We start from the raw sequence: 21,086 nt of genomic DNA, 5'->3' as shown, positions 1-21,086 counted from the left end.
TTCAGCTCCGTAATTCAGCCACTTCGTCATCGTTAAGATAACGAATCGGGCGGTCACCCAGGGTAAAGATCAGTCGGGCAGTCTCTTCCAGCTCTTCGGTGTTGTCGGCGGCTTCACGCAGGGTTTTCCCCACCACCACCGGGCCATGATTCGCCAACAGAAAGGCCTTATAATGGGGTGCCAGCCGTGCCAGGTCCTCCGCCAGCCGCGGGTCGCCCGGCCGGTAATATGGCACCACCGGCACATCCCCCACGCGCATGACCACATACGGTGTAAAAGGGCGAATACAGTTTTGGGTGTTCAGATTCTCCAGGCAGGAGAGCGCCGTCAGATAGAGGCTGTGCAGATGCACAATAGCGCCGCACATTGGATTATTAAGATAAATAGCACGATGGAAGCTGATCTCTTTCGAGGGTTTATCCCCGCCGATCCACTCGCCTTCCGGGGTCACTTTCGACAGCCTGTCAGCCTTAAGTTCACCAAGACAGGAGCCGGTCGGCGTTGCCAGAAGAGTTCCATCCTCCAGACGCACGGACAGATTTCCCGCCGATCCGGTGGCATAGCCGCGCTGAAAGAAAGAAGCACCGAGACGCACCATTTCTTCACGTGCCAGTTGTTCTGTCATACTGCAAACTCCCTTTGTGCGCGGGCAAAAAAGTTTTCATCACCGAAATTACCGGACTTCAGCGCCAGCGATACCGGCTGGCTGACGGCCCGGACCCAGGGGACGCCGGGAGAGATAGTCGGGCCGATGTGAAAAGCATCAATGCCCAGCGTTTGTGCGATCACACCGGAAGTTTCTCCCCCCGCCACAATAAAGCGCTGCCAGCCGCGCTGCTGCAGATCGCGCACCAGCGCGGAGAACAACTGCTCTATTGCGTCGCTGCTGCGTGCTGCACCGTACTGCCGCTGGATACGCTGTAAGACCTCCGGTTCGGCGGTGGCATACACCAGCGGAGCCAGCGGGTCATGCTCATGCTGCGCCACCCAGTCACTGAGCTCACTGGCGTAGCCGTCGCGGTCATGCAGCGCCCTTTCAACATCAACAGCGCAGGCCGCCGCCTGCTGACGATAGCGTGCAACCTGACGGTTAGTCATGCTGGAACAGGAGCCCGACAGCACCACGGCACGCGCGCCCTGCGGATAACCTGCAGCCTGGACCCGCGTTGCATCGTAGCTGTCCGTGGCCCACTGGCGTGCCAGTCCAATAGCCAGCCCAGAACCGCCGGTCACCAGGCGCATATCCCGCAGCGCTTCGCCCTGGATCAGCAGGTGCTGTTCACTTAGTGCATCCAGTACCCCATACCGCACGCCTTTGTTGGCCAGGGCCTCCAGTGCCTGCCTTACCGCCTCTGCGCCCCGATCGAGCGTCTGGCTGTCAATTAATCCAGCCTTGCCGCTGCCCTGGGCTTCGATCAGACGCAGCAGATTACTGTCGGTCATCGGCGTGACCGGATGGTGACGCATCCCGGAATCCGACAGCAGCTGATCGGTAACAAACAGATGCCCCTTGTAGACCGTGCGCCCATTAACTGGCAGTGATGGAGAAATAATGGTCTGCGTTTCACCCAGCGCCGCCAGCAGGGCATCGGTGACAGGACCTATATTGCCGCGCGGTGTACTGTCGAAGGTGGAACAGTATTTAAAGTAAAACCGCTCACAGCCCTGCTCCTGCAGCCAGTGCAGCGCCTGCAGCGAGTCCGCCACGGCCTTTTCAGGCGCACAGGAACGCGATTTCAAACTGACCACAAGGGCATCAGCCGTGTGGGCCAGCGGCTGCTCAGGAACACCGTTGACCTGCACTGTGGACATTCCGTTCTGTACCAGGAAGCTGGCAATATCCGTGGCCCCGGTAAAATCATCGGCAATCACACCCAGACGCATTATTTCTGCTCCTGTTTTTCCGGCAGCGTAATGCCGCTGAAAATTTTAATCACCGCGCTGTCATCTTCGCGACCAAAACCCGCGTTGCTGGCAGAGGTAAACATATTGAAGGCGGTGGAGGCGAGCGGCAGCGGAAAATGCAGCGCTTTAGCCGTATCCGCGACCAGCCCCAGATCTTTCACAAAGATATCCACGGCAGACTGAGGGGAGTAATCCCCGTCGACCACGTGACGCATGCGGTTTTCAAACATCCACGAGTTGCCCGCCGCATGGGTCACCACGTCATACATGGTATCCAGCGGTATACCGGCACGGGCTGCCAGCGCCATGGCTTCTGCCCCCGCCGCAATATGCACGCCCGCCAGCAGCTGATGGATAATTTTCACGGTAGAGCCAAGGCCGATGTCACTGCCAATGCGATACACTTTCCCGGCTACCGCATCCAGCACCGGCTGTAATCGCGTAAACGCCCGATCGCTGCCGGAAGCCATCACTGTCATCTCGCCGGTGGCGGCCTTTGCTGCCCCGCCGGACACCGGGGCATCCAGCATGATCAGCTGATGTGCGGCCAGCTGCTGCTCAATGTCCTGCGCATCCTGAGAAGAGATGGTGGAAGAAACCATGACGACCGTACCCGGTTTCAGCAGTTCGGCCAGACCCTTTTCGCCAAACAGGATCTGCTTCACCTGCACAGCGTTGACCACCAGCAGCAGCACGGCATCGAGCTGGTCAGCAAAATCACGGGCGGAGGTGTCTGCTGCCTGAGCGCCGCTGTCGCGCAGCGTCTGAAGCGCCAGCGGATTAAGATCCACCCCCCAGGTTTTCAGACCCGCTTTAATACAGGACTGCGCGGCCCCCATGCCCATCGAACCGAGGCCAACAACACAAACCGACATTGATGCTGTGTCAGACATACGCTCTCCGTGTTAATTTTGGTGATTATTTGTTTTGATGTGTGAAGTATAGGCGTGTTTTCCGGCAATTTTGGTGATGAGCATCACAATAATTAACAGGGATAATTTCATTTTAACAATAATTAACATACTTAAGTTATTCAGCTATAATGATAAAATCTTCTTATTTTCATTGCGTTAGATTATTTAACTGGGAAGTTAAGGACAGGTTATTTCACTGTAACGTGATAAATTGATAAAAATTGTGGTGCAGAACGGCAAAGCCCTCCTTTACACTCAGCGCAGCATCCCTGCAGATCCATCAGGAGTAAATATGATCCCGGTAGAAAGACATCAACAAATTTTAGCGCTGGTACAGGAGCGTGGCGTGGTCAGTATTGCTGAACTGACAGAGCGCCTGGCGGTCTCCCATATGACCATTCGCCGCGATCTGCAAAAACTGGAGGAACAGGGAGCCGTACTGATGGTCTCGGGCGGTGTCCGTTCGACAGAGCGTCTGTCCAGCGAGCCCACACATCTGGATAAAACCAGTATGTATAGCCTGGAAAAACAAGCGATTGGTGCCATGGCGGCCCGCCATATTGCCCTTAACAGCTGTATCTATCTGGACGCGGGAACGACTACCCTGGCGCTGGCGCGGGAACTGGGGACGCGTGACGACCTGCTGATTATCACCAACGATTTCGTCATTGCTCATTTTCTGATAGAAAACAGCCAGTGCAGAATGATTCATACTGGCGGCACCCTGTGCCGGGATAACCGATCGTGCGTAGGAGAGGCGGCAGCACAGGCGCTACGTAATCTGTCAGTCGATATTGCGTTTATCTCCGCCTCCTGCTGGGGAACGCGCGGGATCTTTACGCCGGATGAGGAGAAAATAGCGGTAAAACGGGCTGTAAGTGAAGTCAGCCGGAAGCGTGTGCTGCTGGCGGATAGCTCAAAATACAACAAAATCGCCACCTTCCTTGCCCTGCCGTTGACTCAGTTTGATGCCATTATCACCGACCCGCATCTCTCGGCGGCATCACGTCAGGATCTCAACGGGCTGGAACTTGAGGTGATGCTGGCGGAATAAACCCGGATATTTTAAGCCGCAAGCCGAGCCTGATATTTTGCGAGTCAGTTCACGCTCTTCAACTTCTTTACCTTTCAGACTTAGAGGAAAGTGACCGGCGTTACTAAACTTAGCGGGTTACTTTAGAGACTCACTTGCCCCACTTTCCCACTGAAAAGGTTACAAGGAGATCTTATGAGCACAATCAATACCAGTCTTGGCCGATACAGTCTGTCTGCCAGGAACGCAGGCGATCATATTAAAGGGTCAATAGCGATTAATGATGAAGGCGGAACCCAACTGACCTCGCAGGAATTTAATGAACATGATGTAGATGATGTCATTAATAACGTAATTTTTCCCATTACCGGCGGCAACCGGGCTATCGCCAACGTCCTGCGTGAAGAGATGGTTAAAGCGGGATTTTCCCGGCAACATTAAATTTGTTATTGGTAACTTTCTGTAAAATATATCAATTTAATCTGAATTGTATCGTCAGCTTCACAGTTTACATTATCAATCGATTTAGCCGATCGATCCCCACAGATCGATCTATATAAACGCTTATTATTTCTACGGAAAAAGTGCGAACATTAATTGCTATATAATAAATTGCAAAGTCAGATGAATAGTTTTAGCCCACCCTCGCGTGGGCGTTTTTTATTACGCAGCGGGAGGAAGCTGAACGTTTTCAGACGGTTCGGCTAAAATTTCATCCTGCGGTCGTTGTCTGTCGCTGCGTGCATTTTTCCGCACCAGAAACACAGGAGCAGCAACAAATAGCAGCAGACTGCCAGACATGCCACAGATGACCAGACCGGTTAACCCCAGCCACCCCTGCCCTGCCGTAAGACCCGCCACCACCAGAGAGAGCAGGAAAAAAAACATCAGCGTCATACTGACCGGCCAGATATTGACAATATCCATATCGCTCAGAGACATTTTGACCGGTTTCGCCGCCAGCTGTGCCTCACGTCTTTCCTCCTCTAACGTCTCACTAAGCGCCTGTAAATCTACGCAGGGCGCCACAAAATCTTCAGCCTGCTGAGGATGATGCAGTTCATCAAATACACGCGCAACCGGTGGGAATGTCTGCGGCCAGCTGGCGCTGTGCACACCATAGGTGGTCAGCGCGGGAAGCGAAATGCGTGGCCAGTGTAACGCCTGAAGATAACGGTCATTAAGCACTACCCAGCTCTGCCGGGTTGAACCATGGGTGACATGGTAGAGCTTAAAACGATCCGCAGGCGGGTAGGACAGATACGTCACCCGGGCGGTAATGGTGGGGATATGCCGCTGGCGACAATAGTTGACCCTGCTTTGTCCCTGTACCGCCAGCAGAACAGCCAGTGCAGAAATAAAATAATAAGAGGTACTTGCAGCAGCCTGAGGGCCGTTCAGATGTTCGCGCAGCTTCTCTTCACTGGTGCCGCTGAGATGATCGGGCCACCAGCGCCAGCTTCGACCGATCACGCGTTCTGTGGGAACCTGATAGATCCCCATCGGCTCGGTTTCGGAGGGGAGAATAGCAAACGGAAACACTTTGCTGAAAAACGTCAGCGCATCGTCCGGCCCATTCCATTCGCCGCTGGCTTCCAGACCGTGAAGGTTCGCCGTCAGCTCCCCCCATCCCACTTTTCCCAGCATATCAATCTGATATTTGGTATCAGCCAGCCGTTTCCCCAGCAGCAGAGTCTCCCGCGGAATGGCAGACAGATCCAGTAAGGGAATAATGCTGGGATCGTTGTGTTCACTTTCCATACGGCTGTTTTACCCCAAAGGCATTTTGTTTCAACGAAAAAATTTGGCTTTAGTCAAAAAGTCAATATATATCAATGCAATAGTATAGATATCAATCACCAAAATTAGCAATATCTCATACGGTATTGTCTCTGTTTTCCCGTTAACCTCACGCCACGCTGCATGAAAATTAAACGGACAAATGACGATTATTCGTTTAAAAATAAACAGTAACCTTCATTATTTTAAGGAAAAAAAATGAGCCAAACCCAGGATGAGATAAGAATAAAACATGACAGTTTACAGACGCTGGTACAGCGCCTGTGGCAATACGCAGGTAGCAGTGAACAGGAAGCACAGCGCGTAGCGGAACATCTGGTGGCTGCGAATCTTGCCGGTCATGACTCGCACGGCGTCGGAATGATCCCAGGCTATATGATCTCCCGAGCGCAGGGACACCTGAAACTGAATCAGCAGTTACATATCGCGAAAGATGCTGGCGCGGTGATCACCGTTGATGGCGGTCAGGGGTTTGGCCAGGTGATGGCAGCAGAAGCAATGGCACTGGCTATCGACCGCACCCGCGAACTGGGGATGTGCGCCGTTGCGCTGCGTAACTCGCACCATATCGGCCGTATCGGCCACTGGGCTGAACAGTGCGCACGTGCCGGTTTTATCTCGTTCCACTTTGTTAATGTGGTGGGAGACCCGATGGTGGCCCCGTTTAACGGCAGCGATCGCCGTTTTGGTACCAATCCGTTTTGCTCTGCCTTCCCGCGCCCGGGAAAATCCCCTCTGCTGCTCGACTTTGCCACCAGCGGCATCGCCTTTGGCAAAACGCGGGTCGCCTGGAATAAAGGGATCGATGTAGCACCGGGTTATCTGATCGACCATCAGGGTAAACCGGCCGTCGATCCCGCCGTTATGCATGAAACGCCTTATGGTTCGCTACTGGCCTTTGGTCTGCATAAAGGTTATGCGCTGGCGGTGATGTGTGAAGTCCTCGGCGGAGCGCTCTCCGGGGGGCAAACCACTCACCCGGGATCCTTGCAAAAATCGGCGGAGGCCATTTTTAACTGTATGACTACCGTGGTGCTCGACCCGGCCGCTTTTGATGCTCCGGCAATACAGCGGGAGGCAGAAGCCTTTATTGAGTGGGTAAAGGCCTCACCGCAGTCAGGCGACAGCCCGATTATGATCCCCGGTGAATGGGAGGAGTCGCAGCGCGCCCTGCGCCGCCAGCATGGCATCCCTGTCGATACGAACACCTGGCGGCAGATCTGCCAGGCCGCGCGTGAAGCGGGCATGCCGGAAGCAGAGCTGAACTCCTGTTCTCTCACCTGATGTGCGGGCGGCCTGCCGTGCCGCCCCTTAACACTAACGGGACAACAGCAGCTTCAGTCCAGCCATCGTAAAGAATACGGCAAAAACGCCTTCTATTGCCCGGCGGCAGCGGCGATAGCCGCGACTCATGGCGGCAGTGGAGAACAGCAGCGCGTAACCACTGAATACCACGATCCCCAGCAGCGCGCAGCCGCCAACAATCAGCGGTAGCACACCGGGGGCTGCATCAGGACGGATGCCGAGCGACATGATCGCGGTCCAGACCAGAATAGCCTTCGGATTACCCAGATGCAGCAGCAACCCCCGACGATAGAGAGAAAACGCTGAACCCGGTGATGCGCGTTCTGCCGCAGCCATCTCACCCCGTCGTACCGCGCTGCGCGCTGCTTTCCACGCCATCCACAGCAGATAAATTCCCCCGACAATTTTGATCGCGACAATGGCCTGTGCCCAGGCCTGTAACAGCGCAGAAAGCCCGGTAGCCACCAGCAGTGCCCAACACAGCGAACCGGTGATCACCCCAAAAGCCAGCATCAGTGCCGGGCGACGCCCCTGGCTCATTGCCACCCCCATAATGGCCATATTACTGGGACCGGGGCTTGCCGTCCCCAGCAGGTAGGCCACATACACCGGTAACAACATCATAAAAGTTTCCATCTGACTTCCGCTCCTGAGCCTTTTTTACGGTTATATCATGTGCGCTGACATCCCACCACAACGCATCATTCAAGATGAATTTTCTTGATTTCCAGCAAGAACTGGGCAGATAACCGCCATGAATTTGTAACTAAATAATTCAAATTACATGTTTATGTGTATTACATACTTAACAAATGACGGCGCAGAATGCTGTGTTGATTCAGCGGGAAAGGGATTTAACATCACCGGACGTCGCCAAAAAAGACCACGGATAAAGCAGCACTCAAAAGATAACAGTAAATACACATATTATTCACAAAAGGGGATAAACTGTAGGGTTATTATAATAATGGGGTGTTAAGGCTCTTTTTTATAGCCTTAAAAGCTATATTAACCGCCATGACACTGCAGTGTTTTATACATTTTTCCGCAAAACTTTTACGCACTGACAGGCTGCACATACTTTAAAAAAAAGCTTTTACTACATAAAGATACAGCATTTTCACATTCAGGCAGCATTCCGCCATCCTACGTTAACAATATTTTTCGCTGTTTTAACCTGCTGACGAAACAATTACTCGTAATAATCGTTACTGTTATAGGCCGGTTCACTATTACTGTTGCTACTTCTCCACCTGCTTTGGTTTTAAGATCACATTTCCGATGAGAAGTCCCCAGCTGACAAATTTTCTTTTTTGCCTGATTTCACCTATTTGTTAACTGTGGGTAGAAAAAATAAAAGGCCGTTGTTCATGTTAGATCGAGGTAAGCAATGTTCGGATTAGATGCGTTCCATCTGGCGAGGATACAGTTTGGTTTCACCGTAGCCTTCCACATTCTCTTCCCCGCCATCACCATTGGCCTGGCCAGTTTTCTGGCCGTGCTTGAAGGTCTGTGGCTGAAAAGCAAAAATGAGGTTTATCGCGACCTCTACCATTTCTGGTCAAAAATCTTTGCCGTTAACTTCGGCATGGGGGTCGTGTCTGGCCTGGTCATGGCCTATCAGTTCGGCACCAACTGGGCAGGCTTTTCCCAGTTTGCGGGAAGCATCACTGGCCCACTCCTGACCTATGAAGTGCTTACCGCGTTCTTCCTTGAGGCGGGGTTCCTTGGCGTCATGCTGTTCGGCTGGAACCGCGTCAGCCGTGGCCTGCACTTTTTCTCCACCTGTATGGTGGCACTTGGCACAATCATCTCCACTTTCTGGATCCTCGCCTCCAACAGCTGGATGCAGACACCGCAGGGTTATGCGCTGCAAAACGGCATTGTGGTACCGGTGGACTGGTTCAAGATCATCTTCAACCCCTCCTTCCCTTACCGTCTGCTGCATATGTCCGTGGCGGCCTTCCTGGTGACGGCTTTCTTCGTGGGGGCTTCTGCGGCTTATCACCTGTTACGCAAAAACGATACGCCTGCGGTGCGCAAAATGCTGTCGATGTCCCTGTGGATGGCGCTGATCGTGTCGCCCATTCAGGCCATGATTGGTGACGCTCACGGTCTGAACACGCTGGAACATCAGCCGGCCAAAATCGCTGCTATCGAGGGTCACTGGGAAAACCGTCCGGGAGAAGCCACCCCGCTGATCCTGTTTGGTATGCCGGATATGCAAGAGGAACGCACCAAGTATGCGGTGGAAATCCCCTACCTTGGCAGCCTGATCCTGACCCACAGTCTGGACAAGCAGGTTCCGGCCCTGAAATCCTTCCCGAAAGAGGATCGTCCTGATTCCAGGGTGGTATTCTGGTCCTTCCGCGTGATGGTCGGGCTGGGTATGCTGATGATCCTGCTGGGTGCCGTCAGCCTGTGGATGCGTCGCGGCCAGCGCCTCTACACCTCGCGTCCTTTCCTGTGGTTTGTCCTGCTCATGGGTCCTTCCGGTCTGATTGCACTGGTGGCAGGCTGGATCACCACGGAGATGGGCCGTCAGCCCTGGGTGATTTACGGCCTGCTGCGCACCCGTGATGCCGTATCACTGCACAGTACGCTGCAGATGAGCATCAGTCTGATCGTTTTCCTGCTGGTCTACTGCGCCGTCTTTGGCGTGGGTTACAGCTACCTGGCTAACCTGATTAAGAAAGGACCACAGACCGGCGAAGGTCACCCTCCGGCAGACGGTGGCCCGGGCACATCACATACGCCGGCTCGTCCGCTGTCTGCGGTGAAAGAGAAATTACAGTCGTCACAGGAGGAGAAGTAAGGTGGGTATCGATCTCTCAATTATCTGGTTTACCATCATCATCTTCGCCACCCTGATGTATATCATCATGGATGGTTTCGATCTCGGTATCGGTATCCTGTTCCCGTTTAATAAAGATCCTGTTGAACGCGACATGATGGTCAACACCGTCGCCCCGGTATGGGATGGTAACGAAACCTGGCTGGTGCTCGGCGGGGCGGGGCTGTTTGGCGCATTCCCTCTCGCCTACGCCGTGATCACTTCTGCGCTCGCCGTCCCGCTGACCATCATGCTGATCGGCCTGATTTTCCGCGGCGTGGCCTTTGAGTTCCGCTTTAAAGCGACTGAAGAGCACCGTCCTTTCTGGGATAAGGCCTTTATCGGTGGCTCTTATGTTGCCACCTTCAGCCAGGGCGTGGTGCTGGGTGCCGTGATTAATGGCTTCGAAGTGACGAACCGCACTTACAGCGGCCCGGCACTGGCCTGGCTGACGCCGTTCACGCTGTTCTGCGGTGTGGGTCTGATTCTGGCCTATGCCCTGCTGGGCAGCACCTGGCTTATCATGAAGACCGAAAACGAACTGCACCGTAAAATGACGGCGCTGACCAGACCGTTGCTGATTGCCCTGCTGGTGGTGATGGCCATCGTCAGTATCTGGACGCCGCTGGCTCACACCAACATTATGCATCGCTGGTTCACGCTGCCTAACCTGTTCTGGTTCCTGCCGGTACCCTTACTGGTGCTGGCCGCCGCCTGGGGCCTGTGGCGCTCATTGCTGCGTCACGCGCACTACACGCCGTTCCTGCTGACGCTGGCGCTGGTGTTCCTGGGCTTCACCGGACTGGGTATCAGTATCTGGCCCTATATCATCCCGCCGTCCATTACTATCTGGGATGCCGCCTCACCGCCGCAGAGTCAGGGTTTTATGCTGGTCGGTGCCCTGCTAATTATTCCGGTCATTCTGGTGTACACCTTCTGGAGCTATTACGTGTTCCGCGGCAAAATCAAGCCGGATGAAGGCTATCACTGAGGATCTGAACGCGAGCATCAGATCAGGAGGGGGAGAGTTATCCCCCTCTTTTTTGTCCGTTACTGACGTTTTCATTCATACTTTTACACATAAGAGCCACGGTAAAGCCCACCGGATAGTCTACGCTTAAAGTCGTTACAGGAAATCATGCCAACAAAAGGAGGCACAATGAGTCTGTTTGATAAAGCGAACGATAAAGCACAAGAAGCTGTCGGCAAAGGTCAGGAAGAGTTTGGTAAAGCCGTAGACTCGCCAGAGCATGAATTCAGAGGCAAAGTGCGTCAGCAGGCCGCCAAAGCCTCCTACGCCGTTGATGACGCCCTGGACTGTGTGAAAACGAAAACCCAGGAATCACCGCTGGTTTCTCTGGTGATTGCTGCCGGCGTTGGCTTCCTCGCGGCCAAAATATTCGGCCGCCGTTAAGCTTTCAAAAGCCGTATCGGAACGCCCCCAGTGGGCGTTTTTTTATATCTGTCATACAGGATTTTCACCGTCGCATTAAACATTGAAACGGAAGACATGAGTTGTGATGTACTGATTAGGCAACGTCATTATCCTGATGGTTAATCGCAGAACGAGGTGAAATCATGGAAAGAATATCACATCTGAAAAAGTGCCTGTATGCGGCGGGTATTACTGCCCTGCTTATCTCCAGCCATGCCCAGGCAAGAAAAGGGCCTCTGCTTCCTCACTACCATGCTGCGCCCGCAGATAGCCCTGCCACGGATGCGAACGCTTATAACATTCCCGAAGAATACAGTAATAATAAGCCACAGCCGCTGATGCGGGGCGATGGTTTTAATTATAACCTCTATTACAACTACCGCCTGACACCCCATCTCATTCTACGGCCCAACCTGCAACAAACCACCAAACCCGGTTCGGTGAGTGACGACGCCCATCTTTTCGTCGGTGGACTGAGCGCCGGTATTAACTTCTGATATTGTTAATACCCGTTTGCACGCCGGCAAAACGGGTATTTTTCCGCCCCATTCTCTCGCAGACATATTTGCTAATCTTCACTGTCACTTTTATACAAATAAATAATCACGCTAAATATTTTCAGCACAAAAATACACTCCCCGCTATTCGCACACATGGTGTCATAGCTTCCCGGCCATGAATTACGTGCGCCCGGGGACGAAAAAGCATTGTACCTCAAACAATCTGTACGGCTTTCTTATCATGAGAGAGCCACCAGGACTCGTACAGATAAATAATAAAAAGGCGAAAAACAGTGACAAATAAACACGTATTTAAACGTAAAATTTCCCCTCTTCTCTACAGCAGTGCCCTGTTACTGGTCTCTACGGTGGCTAATGCCGATATGGCACCTCTTAGTATGGATTCGGATTATTTATTTGGTGACTGGGGTGGCTACCGTAGCGAACTGAAAAAGGAAGGCGTCGACTTTCAGGTAAACTACACCATGGAATCCGCCAGTAACCTTGCCGGGGGCTATAACACCTCTACCACTGCCCGCTATACCGATCAGTGGGCCTTTGGCACCAGCCTCGACCTGGAAAAGCTGCTCAACTGGGATGATACGCAGTTCCAGTTCACCATCACCAGCCGAAACGGGCGCGACCTGACCCAGCATATTAACGACCCGCGTACCGGAGGCCTGTCCTCGGTACAGGAAGTGTGGGGCCGGGGCCAGACCTGGCGTCTGACACAATTCTGGGTTAATAAGGGCTTCTTTGACCATCTGGTCGAGATCAAAGCCGGTCGCGTCACCACAGGTGAAGACTTCGACTCATTCGACAGCAAGTTCGAAAACCTGGCCTTTGGTAGCGGTCAGCCAGGCAACTGGCGCGGCGACCGCTGGTATAACTGGCCGGTATCGCAGTGGGGAGGACGGATAAAACTGAACCTGCCGGATGATATGTTCTTCCAGGCCGGTTTCTATAATCAGAACCGGAATAACTATGATCGCGGCAACGGCTTCTACCTTGACGGCAGTCCGTCGCTGGGGAATATGGTGCCATTTGAATTTGGCTGGAAACCCCTGCTCGGCGCGAACAAACTGCCGGGCAACTACCGTATCGGTGGCTACTACTCTTCGGTGAATGGGGATAAATACGCCAGCTATCGCAATGGTGGTTACGGCAGACAGGCGAAGGCGTACGGGGGTTATGTGCTGTTACAACAGCAGATGACCGCCACTGATGGCGATGTCAACCGGGGGCTGGGCCTGACAGTACAGGCTGTGATGAACGATCATAAAACGTCGAAAACGGATAATTACCAGGCCGTAGAGCTGACCTGGAAAGGCCCTTTTGCCAGCCGTGCGCAGGATGAGATGGGTTTTGGCGTAGCGCGTATTCACGTCAACAGCGACTACAGTAAAATGCAGCGGGGCACCAATGAGTACAACGGTGAGTACGACGACCGCAGCCCGACCTACCTGCCCATTCAGCACGGTTCAGAATGGAACTACGAAGTTTACTACAACGTTCACGCCACTCACTGGCTTGACCTCCGTCCCAGCCTGCAGTACGTCGCGTCACCCGGCGCCGTCTCAGGCGTTAAAGATGCCTTCATTGGTGGTCTGAGCGCCAATGTGAATTTCTGATGTTGTCGGGGCGGGCCCGGTGTGTGGCCCGCCCTTAATGCTTAAGCTTATACGGCTATTTCAACTGAACGCGCGCCGTATAGAATCGCCGGGCGGCCAGATAGCCCGCAATCATCGTCGACAGACTGGCCGTTCCCAGTAGCATAAAAGTGACCATAATTTGATACTTAATCGCTTTTACCGGATCGATACCGGCAAAGATCAGGCCGGACATCATACCAGGTAAACTCACCAGACCGACTGTTTTTGCGGCATCCACGGTAGGGATCATTGCAGCGCGGATACTGTCGCGCAGGATTGCCGCCGAAGCCAGCTTCGCACTGGCCCCGAGACTGAGCATCTCCTCGACCTTCTGACGATTATCACTGAAGCGCTGATTAAGATTGCTGAAACACAACCCCACCGCCACCATCGCATTACCGGCGATCATTCCCGATATCGGGATAACCTGCATGGGGACAAAGGCGATCGCGCCACTGAGTAGCAGAATGGTCAGCGTCAGCGTCGTTCCACCGCTCACCGCCACAAACGAAATCAGGAAGCCTCTGTCGATCGACCCGCTGCGTTTTTTCGCATTCAGCGCCGCATTAATACAGATAAACAGCACCATCAGTCCGGTCAGCCACTGATTATTGACGTCAAAAATATACTTGAGCACAAAGCCGACGATAACCAGCTGGATGACAGCCCGCGTCACGCTCCAGAGAATATCTTTTTCCAGCCCGAGTCGCTCTTTACGGCTGACCAGCAGCGCAACCACCACCAGCATCAGGGCCATCGCCAGTGACGCATTGGTAATATTATGCTGATCCATGCCGGCCCTCCTGCCCGTCGGGACGCAGCGTGATACGACGCCTGCCATCTTCGGCTTCATGGCTGTCGTGGCTGATCCAGATTGCCGCCACGCCGTTGCTCACCTGCCGGTTAATTATCGTCTGCACCGTCAGCTTATTCGCCTCGTCCAGCGCACTGCTGATCTCATCAAGCAGGAGGATCTCCGGAGGAAACTGCAGATGACGCAGCAGCGCCACTCGCTGTTTCTCCCCGCCGGAGAGCTGCTCAACCGGCTTATCCAGCATCTCTTCTGAGAGATTGACGCGCCGCAATTCACGGCCCAGATGCTGCAGGTCAACCGCCTGCTGGCGGATCTGATACGGCAGGGAAAGATTGTCGCAGACTGTGCGGCCAAACAGCTGGGGCGTCTGAAACACACAGGAAACCCGCTGCCGATAGGGTTCAGGTTTCAGCGCAACGATCGGCTGGCCGTGAAATAACACCTCGCCCCCAGTCGGCTCAAGCAGTGAGGCAATAATTTTTAACAGCGTGGTTTTACCGGCTCCGGATGGCCCGGTCAGCCAGAGGAATTCGCCGCAGTGAAGTTCAAAGGACACCGGCGCTAACAGGGTTTTTCCCTGGCGTACAAAACTGACCTCCCTGACCTGCAGGAGAGGGGGTAACGCATTCATGTGATCAACCAGACTCTGAGTCAATAATCGGATGATAATAACATTATCTGCGGCTGTTTTTCCCCGCAGAGAAAATCAGTAACAGCCCGCCGAGGATCAGCAAGGCCCCCGCCAGCTTGCCCCACAGAAAGGGTTCATTCAGCCCGGGCAGCCAGAGCGCGCCCAGCCAGACCAGCAGATAACTCAGACTTAACAATGGATAGGCCTGGCTCAGGGGAAGCCGCTGCAGGGCGAGCACCCAGCACAGCATTGACAGTCCGTAGGCCACCAGTCCACCTGACAGCGCCAGCACCGGCCATGAGAGCGTAAAAAGTGTGTCAACAAACAGTCCGGTCTGCCCCAGCGGGGGCAGTTGCACCATGGCCCACTTCAGCAACAGCTGTGCAGCGCTGACCAGCAGTACGCTGCAAAAGGCAAAGAGCCATCCCATCAGGTATAGCTCCCCATTACCGCCACGCCGCCCACAATCAGTGCAATGCCCAGCGCATGCCGCCACGGGATCGTCTCCTTCCACAGCCAGCGGGCGGCAAGAGAAACAAAAATAAAGTTAAGGCTCAGCATCGGGTACGCCACGCCCACCGGAACCGTTTGCAGCACACGCAACCAGACCAACAGCGCCATACCAAGCAGTATGATGCTTACCGCCAGCCAGCCATACAGCCCGCGACGACAGTTCTGCAGAGTGGCCTGCTTCTGACACAGCTGGCCACCACAACTCAGCAGACTGGCCAGCACAATCAGTAGCAGGTTCATGGCTGCTGACGGTAGAAGTAGAGCAGCATTCTGCCACGCTGGACGATACGATCGGGCGCAGGGATCCCGGCATCAATCTGCCGATCCTCACCGGACAGTTTCATCACCAGCGAGACGTTACCTTGACGACGGTGCTGACGTAGCCACGATGCAAAATCAGAGGTGGTCACCAGCCGATCGGCTCCGTTGGCGTAACCTAAACCGTATTCAAGTTCCCCTGGCTGATCTAACATCCGGATATCACTTCTTTTCAGCGACCAGCCCAGCGCCGACGCCATGCCGGTGTTATTGGCCAGCACGAAGCGGCTCTGCTGCAGCTCATGGCTGATATCGGTAATAAAAGGCTGTGGCTGCTTAGAATTCATCACTTTGTCCGGGATGGCCGCCCCGACCACCAGTGCCAGACCAAGAGGGCACAGTGCCGCCAGACGCCAGTGTTTAGCATCCCCGACCAGGCTGGCCGCCCCCACCAGCGCCCAGAACAGAAATGCCGTGCTGCCCAGCAGGACTTTAATCAACTCATGGTGGGCATACACCGGGTGCTTCGCCAGCCCCCAGGGGGCCATTACCAGTAGCATCGCCAGTAACAGTACCGTTCCCACCAGCAGGTTGATTGCACCATTAAGTTTAAACACGCGCCGGCCGGACGATGCCAGCGCCATCGCATAATGGGCCAGCAACATCGCCAGTGGCGCAAAACAGGGCAGAATATAGGTCGGAAGTTTGCCTTTGGCCATGCTGAAGAACACCAGCGGCATCACCACCCAGCCCAGCAGATACATCGCCCCCTGGGCCCCCTGCCGCTCACGCCAGGCCTTCCACAGCGCCCCTGGCAGCAGCCCCAGCCACGGTAGCGTTCCTGCAATCAGTACCGGTACGTAGTACCAGAATGGCGCTTTATGCTGGGCATTACTCTCTGCAAAGCGCTGGATATGCTCTACCCAGAAGAAATAGCGCCAGAAATCAGGCTCCTGCCGGGCAATGCTGACTGACCAGGGAAGCGAGATAGCAACGGCGCTCACCAGCGCCAGCGGCCCGAACAGCATCAGCTCTTTAAAGCGCCGCTGCCAGATCATCCACGGGACGATGGCCACGACCGGCACCGCCAGCGCCAGAAAGCCTTTCGTAAGAAAACCCATACCGCAGGCCAGGCCCAGCAGCAGCCAGCCCGCTACTTTCTTACGGCTACTGCCCCCCTCCCCGACCAGCCAGAAGCTGCACATGGCAGCCGTCAGCCACAGGGTGATCATCGGGTCGAGCACGGCATAAGTACCGATGCTGTATACCAGCATACAGGTGAGGAAGATAACAGCCGACAGCACGGCTGTGGCCCGGTCTCGCCACAGGCGCATCGCCAGCCAGCCGATCAGCAGCGCGCTGAGTGAGACGGAAAACACGGAACCAAAACGCACGGCAAAATTGTTGTGGCCGAATAGCCACTGACTGATGTTATTGATCCAGTACCCGGCAATCGGCTTTTCGAAGTAACGCAGGTCCAGAAAGTGAGGCACCACCCAGTTTCCACTGAGCAGCATTTCACGGCTGATCTCGGCATAACGCACCTCATCCGGCTGCCACAACGAGCGAAACTCAAGAGGGATCAGATAATAGAGCACATACAGTACGGGCAGTAATAACGCATAACGGGTGGTTTTCATCCGCAATCACTCGACTGGTTGCTGGCATCCCAGCCAGCCTTCACGGCCGGGGAGACTACCCCGGACAATCTTACCCGTCGGCAGCTGCGACAGGTCCTGCGGCAGCAGTTCGCTCAACGGGCAAAAGCGAATACCCCGGCGACGCGCATCGGTCAGCAGCGCATCAAACATTTCCGCCAGCACGATCCCTTCCGCTTCCGCGTGAATGGTGTAGACCGGCACGCCGTGCTGGCGGGTGATTTCATCGAGGATAAAGGCGTTGTAGTCCTGACGGGCAACCCGCGTGCCCACCACTTCATCCCAGGTGGGTAACGTCACCGGGATCTGCACGGTGCCTGTCCGTCCGTCCGGTAGCAACGGCAGAAAAGGCGCAGAACCGCGACAGTCGCTGTTATAACAGAAGTTAAAAGGTTGTCTGGCGGCGACCACCCGACCATCGGCCCGCCAGCCCGCCGCCGCCGAACAGGTCACCGGCTGCCCTGTCAGGGCAGTCAATGCGTCCACGCCCCGACGGATTTCTTCACTCAGCTTCTCCGCTGACCACACACCTGCCCAGGTTTGCCAGGCAAAATGATCCCAGGCATGGAGGCCAATTTCATGGTGTTCAGCGGCCTGTCGGATGACGTCTGCCTGACCTACCCCAATACACCGGCCAGGCCAGGCCGTCCCCGCCAGCAGGATATCCCAGCCGTAAAGCGAGGCGGCATTTGAACGCAGCATCTTCCACAGAAAGCGCGGTTTCAGCAAACGCCAGAGATGCCGCCCCATATTGTCCGGGCCGACGCTGAAAAAAAAGCTGCCCCGGGTTTGCTGGCGCTCAAGAATGGAGAGCAGGCGCGGCACACCGTCACGGGTACCACGCCAGGTGTCTACATCAATGCGCAGACCGACGTTGATCATTCGGTCATCTCACCCGGTTCCACGGTTTGCAGGAAGAAGTCCAGCGTGGCGTCAATAGTGAAGTTCATCGCCACCTCAGGCGTCCAGTTCAGCAGGCGCTTCGCATTACGAATAGACGGTTTACGGTGCTCCACATCCTGATACCCCTTACCATAGTAGCTGCTGCTTTCCACCTCGCGAAAACCGGCAAAGGGTGGGAAACGGTCACGCAGAGGGTGACGCTCAAAGCTTTCCAGCAGCTGTTCAGCCAGCTCTTTAATACTGGCTTCATTGTCCGGATTACCGATATTGATGATCTGGCCGTCACAGTTCTGCTGCTTATTTTCAATAATCAGGAACAGCGCTTCAATACCGTCACGAATATCGGTAAAGCAGCGTTTCTGACGTCCGCCATCGATCAGCTTTATCGGTGAACCCTCGACCAGATTCAGGATCAACTGGGTGATAGCGCGTGAACTGCCAATACGGGCGGCGTTAAGATTATCCAGTCGGGGCCCCATCCAGTTGAACGGTCGGAAAAGGGTAAAGCGCAGCCCCTCTTTTTCGCCGTAAGCCCAGATAACCCGGTCCAGCAGCTGTTTAGACACAGAGTAAATCCAGCGCTGCTTATTGATAGGCCCGACCACCAGATTAGAGTGGTCTTCATCAAAGGTCGCGTCCGTGCTCATGCCATACACTTCGGAGGTCGACGGGAAGATAATCCGTTTTTTGTACTTCACACAGTCGCGAATAATTTTCAGATTCTCTTCGAAATCCAGCTCAAACACGCGCAACGGGTTACGGGTATATTCAATCGGGGTGGCAATCGCCACCAGCGGCAGAACGACATCACATTTCTTAATATGATATTCAATCCACTCTGAGTGAATGCTGATATCCCCTTCAACGAAGTGGAAACGATCGTGACCGATAAAGCGACTGATGGCGTCGGAACCAATATCCAGACCGTAAATTTCAAAGTTATCATCAGCCAGCAGACGTTCCGTCAGATGGTTACCGATAAAGCCATTGACGCCGAGGATCAGCACGCGGGTACGACGTTTTACGGCTGCCGTCGGCTGGTTATGCAGCAGTGCCCCCGCCACCAGACCCAGCGTTTGCGCAAGCTGGCTGCCCTGCATATAGACGCCGCTGTCGCTTTGCCCGGTCACCACTTCTAACGCCCCATCGGCGCAGGCCACGACAAACGGTGAGACGGAAAGCACCGTACCGGGTTTTGCGGCTGGCCAGTCCTGCCGTATCTGCGACTGCCAGAGAATAAACTTCGCACCTCCCACATAACTGAACGCACCAGGCCAGGGGTCGGTCACTGCCCGCACAAGGTTATGTACCCGTTGCGCCGGCTGATGCCAGTCAATGCGACCGTCTTCCGGTGTACGCCGTCCAACATACGTTGCCTGGCTCTCATCCTGCTGAACCTCAGTGAAATCACCGCTCCGCAGGGCGGGCAGACTGCGCGTCAGCAGCGTTTTGGCGCTCTCGCACAGCTTATAATGGAGCGTCAGCGCATTGTCTGCTGCGGTAATAGCCACCTTTTCACGAGCGATAATAGCCCCGGCATCGGCACGTTTTACCATGCGGTGCAGCGTCACACCGGTTTCCTGTTCCCCGTTCACCAGCACCCAGTTAAGGGGAGCGCGTCCACGGTATTTCGGCAGCAGCGAGGCATGAAGGTTAAACGCTCCCACGCGGGCGGCAGTCAGGATCTCGTCGTTCAGCATCTGACGATAGTGGAAGGAAAAAATCACATCCGGTTTCATCTCGCGAATGCGGTCAACCCACAGCGGATGATTCACCTCTTCAGGAGCATAAACCGGTACGCCGAGCTGCGCTGCACTGCGCGCGACGGAACCGAAAAAGTGATTTTCGTGAGGATTATCCGCATGAGTGAAAATCGCGCAGATGTCAAAACCGGCTTCAGCCAGCGCCTGGATGCCAGCGCATCCCATATCATGGTAGGCAAAAACGACGGCTTTCATGATGATTTATCCTGTGTGGAGTTGGCGTCGTGGCTCACAACGCGCTGAATAAAATAGCGGGGACGGGCTCGCACATCGTTATAGATTCGCCCGATATACTCGCCAAGCAGCCCCATACCAACAAACTGTGCGCCGACAAAAATAAACAGGACGGCAAACAGCATAAAGACCCCTTCTGCTGCCCACTCCGGGCCAAAAAACAGGCGCAGTACGATGAGCAGGAGGGAAATAGCAAAACCCGCCAGAGCAATCACGCTGCCAAAGACGCTTAACAGGCGCAGCGGCGTGGTAGTCAGGCAGGTGATCAGGTCGTACATCAGGTTAATCAGCCGCATCAGGCTGTATTTCGAATCACCAAACTCGCGTTCAGCATGGTGCACCGGGATCTCCGTCGCACGGCGGGCAAAGGTATTGGCAAGGATCGGAATAAAAGTACTGCGCTCGTGGCAATGCAGCATGGCATCGACGATGTGGCGGCGGTAGGCGCGCAGCATACAGCCGTAGTCCCCCATCGCTTTGCCGGTGGTGCGCTGGATAAGATGGTTGATCATGCGTGAGGCACACTTACGGAACCAGCTGTCCTGACGGTTCTGCCGGACGGTACCCACGACGTCAAAGCCCTGAAGGGCCGTCTCCACCAGCCGGGGGATCTCCTCCGGGGGATTTTGCAAATCGGCATCCAGCGTAATGACCAGATCGCCGGTGACGTGGCTGAAACCCGCCATAATCGCTGAATGCTGGCCGTAGTTACGGTTGAGCAGCACCGCCACAATATGGCTGCCAGGGGCTTCGGCCGCCGTGACCAGCATATCGGCAGACGCATCGCTACTGCCGTCATCCACCAGCAGGATTTCATAGTCCATCGCCAGCTGCGCACAGGCCTCATCCGTTCGACGGATCAGCTCGGGCAGGCTCTCCTGCTCGTTATAGACCGGGATCACCACGGAGACTTTGTTGATTGGTTGTTCGGTCAT

General features: G+C 54.8%; 21 protein-coding genes. 8 read left to right on the top strand and 13 right to left on the bottom strand.

The window, feature by feature from the left end:
- Position 1: 1 nt before the first annotated feature.
- The 3 genes from otnC to ltnD are packed head-to-tail and all read right to left on the bottom strand — an operon-like array spanning position 2 to position 2,798.
- Positions 2-625, bottom strand: coding sequence for a 3-oxo-tetronate 4-phosphate decarboxylase (gene otnC / locus EPE01S_RS12095; RefSeq protein WP_062745295.1), 624 nt, complete (start codon positions 623-625; stop codon positions 2-4).
- A complete protein-coding gene (gene otnK / locus EPE01S_RS12090; protein WP_062745293.1) occupies positions 622-1,884 on the bottom strand; it encodes a 3-oxo-tetronate kinase in 1,263 nt (420 codons plus the stop codon). Before otnK ends, otnC begins: the two co-directional genes overlap by 4 nt.
- The gene (gene ltnD, locus EPE01S_RS12085) at positions 1,884-2,798 is read right to left on the bottom strand and encodes an L-threonate dehydrogenase (protein ID WP_062745291.1); all 915 of its coding nucleotides are present in this window, start codon (positions 2,796-2,798) and stop codon (positions 1,884-1,886) included. The genes otnK and ltnD overlap by 1 nt, the downstream gene beginning before the upstream one ends.
- A 313-nt stretch (positions 2,799-3,111) precedes the next feature.
- On the opposite strand from ltnD, the gene ygbI reads away from it, so the two are divergent.
- Both ygbI and EPE01S_RS12075 read left to right on the top strand, forming a co-directional pair.
- Positions 3,112-3,873 carry a DNA-binding transcriptional repressor YgbI gene (gene ygbI, locus EPE01S_RS12080; protein WP_062745289.1) on the top strand — a complete coding sequence of 254 codons (762 nt, stop codon included), beginning with the start codon at positions 3,112-3,114 and terminating at the stop codon, positions 3,871-3,873.
- Positions 3,874-4,047: 174 nt separating this feature from the next.
- Positions 4,048-4,293 (top strand): hypothetical protein, encoded by a 246-nt coding sequence (locus EPE01S_RS12075; protein WP_062745286.1) that lies wholly within the window; start codon positions 4,048-4,050, stop codon positions 4,291-4,293.
- Between the two features lie 222 nt (positions 4,294-4,515).
- On the opposite strand, the gene EPE01S_RS12070 is transcribed toward EPE01S_RS12075, so the two are convergent.
- A complete protein-coding gene (locus tag EPE01S_RS12070) occupies positions 4,516-5,613 on the bottom strand; it encodes a hypothetical protein (protein WP_062745284.1) in 1,098 nt (365 codons plus the stop codon).
- Positions 5,614-5,850: 237 nt separating this feature from the next.
- Between EPE01S_RS12070 and EPE01S_RS12065 the strand changes: the two genes are divergently transcribed.
- Positions 5,851-6,936, top strand: a complete 1,086-nt coding sequence (locus EPE01S_RS12065; protein ID WP_062745282.1) for a malate/lactate/ureidoglycolate dehydrogenase — start codon at positions 5,851-5,853, stop codon at positions 6,934-6,936.
- Between the two features lie 33 nt (positions 6,937-6,969).
- On the opposite strand, the gene EPE01S_RS12060 is transcribed toward EPE01S_RS12065, so the two are convergent.
- Complete coding sequence (locus tag EPE01S_RS12060) at positions 6,970-7,593, bottom strand: LysE family translocator (protein WP_062745279.1); 624 nt, start codon at positions 7,591-7,593, stop codon at positions 6,970-6,972.
- Positions 7,594-8,347: 754 nt separating this feature from the next.
- Here EPE01S_RS12060 and EPE01S_RS12055 point away from each other — a divergent pair.
- From EPE01S_RS12055 to EPE01S_RS12035, 5 genes are all read left to right on the top strand, one after another.
- Positions 8,348-9,772, top strand: a complete 1,425-nt coding sequence (locus tag EPE01S_RS12055) for a cytochrome ubiquinol oxidase subunit I (RefSeq protein ID WP_062745276.1) — start codon at positions 8,348-8,350, stop codon at positions 9,770-9,772.
- A 1-nt stretch (position 9,773) separates the two neighbouring features.
- Positions 9,774-10,781 (top strand): cytochrome d ubiquinol oxidase subunit II, encoded by a 1,008-nt coding sequence (cydB, locus tag EPE01S_RS12050; RefSeq protein WP_062745273.1) that lies wholly within the window; start codon positions 9,774-9,776, stop codon positions 10,779-10,781.
- A 168-nt stretch (positions 10,782-10,949) separates the two neighbouring features.
- Positions 10,950-11,204: a CsbD family protein gene (locus EPE01S_RS12045; protein ID WP_062745270.1), complete on the top strand. Its 255-nt coding sequence runs from the start codon at positions 10,950-10,952 to the stop codon at positions 11,202-11,204.
- 164 nt (positions 11,205-11,368) lie between these two features.
- Positions 11,369-11,722 carry a carbohydrate porin gene (locus EPE01S_RS12040; protein WP_062745267.1) on the top strand — a complete coding sequence of 118 codons (354 nt, stop codon included), beginning with the start codon at positions 11,369-11,371 and terminating at the stop codon, positions 11,720-11,722.
- Positions 11,723-12,108: 386 nt separating this feature from the next.
- The gene (locus tag EPE01S_RS12035) at positions 12,109-13,356 is read left to right on the top strand and encodes a carbohydrate porin (RefSeq protein WP_084344200.1); all 1,248 of its coding nucleotides are present in this window, start codon (positions 12,109-12,111) and stop codon (positions 13,354-13,356) included.
- Positions 13,357-13,411: 55 nt separating this feature from the next.
- Here the strand turns inward: EPE01S_RS12035 and fetB are convergent, their stop codons facing one another.
- Genes fetB through arnC form a run of 8 tightly spaced genes read right to left on the bottom strand, consistent with a single transcriptional unit; the run spans position 13,412 to position 21,086 of the window.
- On the bottom strand, positions 13,412-14,170 hold the full coding sequence (gene fetB, locus EPE01S_RS12030) for an iron efflux ABC transporter permease subunit FetB (RefSeq protein WP_062745264.1): 759 nt from the start codon (positions 14,168-14,170) through the stop codon (positions 13,412-13,414).
- Complete coding sequence (fetA, locus tag EPE01S_RS12025) at positions 14,157-14,822, bottom strand: iron efflux ABC transporter ATP-binding subunit FetA (RefSeq protein ID WP_062745261.1); 666 nt, start codon at positions 14,820-14,822, stop codon at positions 14,157-14,159. Before fetA ends, fetB begins: the two co-directional genes overlap by 14 nt.
- 43 nt (positions 14,823-14,865) lie before the next feature.
- A complete protein-coding gene (gene arnF / locus EPE01S_RS12020) occupies positions 14,866-15,252 on the bottom strand; it encodes a 4-amino-4-deoxy-L-arabinose-phosphoundecaprenol flippase subunit ArnF (RefSeq protein ID WP_062745256.1) in 387 nt (128 codons plus the stop codon).
- Complete coding sequence (gene arnE / locus EPE01S_RS12015) at positions 15,252-15,575, bottom strand: 4-amino-4-deoxy-L-arabinose-phosphoundecaprenol flippase subunit ArnE (protein WP_062745254.1); 324 nt, start codon at positions 15,573-15,575, stop codon at positions 15,252-15,254. The genes arnF and arnE overlap by 1 nt, the downstream gene beginning before the upstream one ends.
- Positions 15,572-17,233 carry a lipid IV(A) 4-amino-4-deoxy-L-arabinosyltransferase gene (gene arnT / locus EPE01S_RS12010; protein ID WP_062745252.1) on the bottom strand — a complete coding sequence of 554 codons (1,662 nt, stop codon included), beginning with the start codon at positions 17,231-17,233 and terminating at the stop codon, positions 15,572-15,574. Before arnT ends, arnE begins: the two co-directional genes overlap by 4 nt.
- A 6-nt stretch (positions 17,234-17,239) precedes the next feature.
- Positions 17,240-18,133 (bottom strand): 4-deoxy-4-formamido-L-arabinose-phosphoundecaprenol deformylase, encoded by an 894-nt coding sequence (gene arnD, locus EPE01S_RS12005; protein WP_062745250.1) that lies wholly within the window; start codon positions 18,131-18,133, stop codon positions 17,240-17,242.
- On the bottom strand, positions 18,130-20,112 hold the full coding sequence (gene arnA, locus EPE01S_RS12000; RefSeq protein WP_062745248.1) for a bifunctional UDP-4-amino-4-deoxy-L-arabinose formyltransferase/UDP-glucuronic acid oxidase ArnA: 1,983 nt from the start codon (positions 20,110-20,112) through the stop codon (positions 18,130-18,132). The genes arnD and arnA overlap by 4 nt, the downstream gene beginning before the upstream one ends.
- Positions 20,109-21,086: an undecaprenyl-phosphate 4-deoxy-4-formamido-L-arabinose transferase gene (gene arnC / locus EPE01S_RS11995; protein WP_062745246.1), complete on the bottom strand. Its 978-nt coding sequence runs from the start codon at positions 21,084-21,086 to the stop codon at positions 20,109-20,111. Before arnC ends, arnA begins: the two co-directional genes overlap by 4 nt.

The organism is Erwinia persicina NBRC 102418 (assembly GCF_001571305.1).
Taxonomy (GTDB): domain Bacteria; phylum Pseudomonadota; class Gammaproteobacteria; order Enterobacterales; family Enterobacteriaceae; genus Erwinia; species Erwinia persicina.
This window is presented reverse-complemented; position numbering and strand designations above follow the sequence as displayed.

What these genes read in the sequence shown, in the direction of transcription:
- otnC (WP_062745295.1), bottom strand. Translation starts at nt 625, where the DNA reads ATGACAGAACAACTGGCACGTGAAGAAATGGTGCGTCTCGGTGCTTCT.
- otnK (WP_062745293.1), bottom strand. Translation starts at nt 1,884, where the DNA reads ATGCGTCTGGGTGTGATTGCCGATGATTTTACCGGGGCCACGGATATT.
- ltnD (WP_062745291.1), bottom strand. Translation starts at nt 2,798, where the DNA reads ATGTCTGACACAGCATCAATGTCGGTTTGTGTTGTTGGCCTCGGTTCG.
- ygbI (WP_062745289.1), top strand. Translation starts at nt 3,112, where the DNA reads ATGATCCCGGTAGAAAGACATCAACAAATTTTAGCGCTGGTACAGGAG.
- EPE01S_RS12075 (WP_062745286.1), top strand. Translation starts at nt 4,048, where the DNA reads ATGAGCACAATCAATACCAGTCTTGGCCGATACAGTCTGTCTGCCAGG.
- EPE01S_RS12070 (WP_062745284.1), bottom strand. Translation starts at nt 5,613, where the DNA reads ATGGAAAGTGAACACAACGATCCCAGCATTATTCCCTTACTGGATCTG.
- EPE01S_RS12065 (WP_062745282.1), top strand. Translation starts at nt 5,851, where the DNA reads ATGAGCCAAACCCAGGATGAGATAAGAATAAAACATGACAGTTTACAG.
- EPE01S_RS12060 (WP_062745279.1), bottom strand. Translation starts at nt 7,593, where the DNA reads ATGGAAACTTTTATGATGTTGTTACCGGTGTATGTGGCCTACCTGCTG.
- EPE01S_RS12055 (WP_062745276.1), top strand. Translation starts at nt 8,348, where the DNA reads ATGTTCGGATTAGATGCGTTCCATCTGGCGAGGATACAGTTTGGTTTC.
- EPE01S_RS12045 (WP_062745270.1), top strand. Translation starts at nt 10,950, where the DNA reads ATGAGTCTGTTTGATAAAGCGAACGATAAAGCACAAGAAGCTGTCGGC.
- EPE01S_RS12040 (WP_062745267.1), top strand. Translation starts at nt 11,369, where the DNA reads ATGGAAAGAATATCACATCTGAAAAAGTGCCTGTATGCGGCGGGTATT.
- EPE01S_RS12035 (WP_084344200.1), top strand. Translation starts at nt 12,109, where the DNA reads ATGGCACCTCTTAGTATGGATTCGGATTATTTATTTGGTGACTGGGGT.
- fetB (WP_062745264.1), bottom strand. Translation starts at nt 14,170, where the DNA reads ATGGATCAGCATAATATTACCAATGCGTCACTGGCGATGGCCCTGATG.
- fetA (WP_062745261.1), bottom strand. Translation starts at nt 14,822, where the DNA reads ATGAATGCGTTACCCCCTCTCCTGCAGGTCAGGGAGGTCAGTTTTGTA.
- arnF (WP_062745256.1), bottom strand. Translation starts at nt 15,252, where the DNA reads ATGGGATGGCTCTTTGCCTTTTGCAGCGTACTGCTGGTCAGCGCTGCA.
- arnE (WP_062745254.1), bottom strand. Translation starts at nt 15,575, where the DNA reads ATGAACCTGCTACTGATTGTGCTGGCCAGTCTGCTGAGTTGTGGTGGC.
- arnT (WP_062745252.1), bottom strand. Translation starts at nt 17,233, where the DNA reads ATGAAAACCACCCGTTATGCGTTATTACTGCCCGTACTGTATGTGCTC.
- arnD (WP_062745250.1), bottom strand. Translation starts at nt 18,133, where the DNA reads ATGATCAACGTCGGTCTGCGCATTGATGTAGACACCTGGCGTGGTACC.
- arnA (WP_062745248.1), bottom strand. Translation starts at nt 20,112, where the DNA reads ATGAAAGCCGTCGTTTTTGCCTACCATGATATGGGATGCGCTGGCATC.
- arnC (WP_062745246.1), bottom strand. Translation starts at nt 21,086, where the DNA reads ATGACCGAACAACCAATCAACAAAGTCTCCGTGGTGATCCCGGTCTAT.